Origin of the sequence: Streptomyces niphimycinicus (genome assembly GCF_018883605.1) — a bacterium.
GTDB classification, from domain to species: domain Bacteria; phylum Actinomycetota; class Actinomycetes; order Streptomycetales; family Streptomycetaceae; genus Streptomyces; species Streptomyces niphimycinicus.
Genome location: NZ_JAHLEM010001247.1, coordinates 1 through 1,219 on the forward strand (window position 1 = coordinate 1; position 1,219 = coordinate 1,219).

The 1,219-nt window shown below is 76.5% G+C and carries 1 protein-coding gene; it reads right to left on the minus strand.

The annotated features are described in order from the left end of the window. Positions 1 to 49 precede the first annotated feature (49 nt). Positions 50 to 1,219, minus strand: a 1,170-nt coding sequence (locus KN815_RS49135; RefSeq protein ID WP_216348208.1) for an HD-GYP domain-containing protein, incomplete at its 5' end; no start/stop codon positions are given.

Consider the following 1,219-nt stretch of genomic DNA (forward strand, 5'->3'; position numbering starts at 1 on the left):
CCGTCTTGGCCGTTCCGGCCGGGCTCGGTGGGTGGGCGCTGGGTGGGGCTCATGGGCCACCGCCGGGGCTGCCGTGGCCGGGGCGGGGCTCGGGGGCGTCGGCCGGGCCGGAGGCAGCCGTGCGTACCAGGGGCGGCAGCTCCAGGGGCGGCAGCTCCAGCGGCGGGCTCAGCGGGTCTGCCGGGACGTTTCCGCGCTCCTCGGGGGCGTCCGCGGTGACCGCCGCATGCCAGCCGTGGCGGTCCAGGGCGGTGCTGAGGGCCCGCACCATCCGGGGGTCGAACTGCGAGCCCGCGCACCGCTTCAGCTCCTCCACGGCCGTGTCCACCGGCCGGGCCCTGCGGTACGTACGCGTCGAGGTCATCGCGTCGAAGGCGTCCGCCACCGCGACCACCCGGGCGAACTCGGGGATCTGCGCCCCGGCGAGCCCGTACGGATAGCCGCTGCCGTCCAGCCGCTCATGGTGGTGGAGGATCGCGGCCCGCGCCTCGCCCAGGAAGCCGATGCCGCGCACCATCTCGTCGCCGTACTCGGGGTGGAGTTCGATCACCCGGCGCTCATCGGGGGTGAGCGGGCCGTTCTTCCGCAGCAGCCGGGTGGGCACGCCGAGCTTGCCCACGTCGTGGAGGATGCCCGCGATCCGCACCGCCTCCAGCCGGTCGCCGCTCATGCCCAGCTCGCGGGCGATCATCGCGGAGGCCCGGCCGACGCGCTCGCTGTGGCCCCGGGTGTAGCGGTCCTTGATGTCGACCGCCTGGACCAGGGCCCGGATGGTGGCCTGATGGGCGGCGCTCTCCCGGCGGTAGAGCACGAAGCCGCAGGCGCAGACGTACATCGGCAGCAGCACCAGCAGGGCCGCCGCCGGTCCGTAAGGGCTGCGCCAGAGCACCGCCATGGCGAGCCCGGCGGGCCCGTGCACCAGACACGGGGCGAGCGCGCCGGGCAGCCGGCCGCACCAGGCGGCGCGCGGGGAGTGGCGCTCGGCGGTGACCAGCACCCCGCCCTCCAGGGCGGTGGCGGTCAGCCCCAGGACGAGCGCGGCGGCGACGGCGGCCACCAGGGCGTACGCAAAGCCGGGCGTACCGGATGCCTCGGGGGCGGGAAGCCGCGCAACGGGGTCCTGAGCGCCGTCACCGAGCGCCCACAGGGCGCTGAGGGCCCGAGGGCCGCCCAGAGCCGCGAAGGCGCACGAGGCGGCCCAGACGGCCAGCGAGAGCCG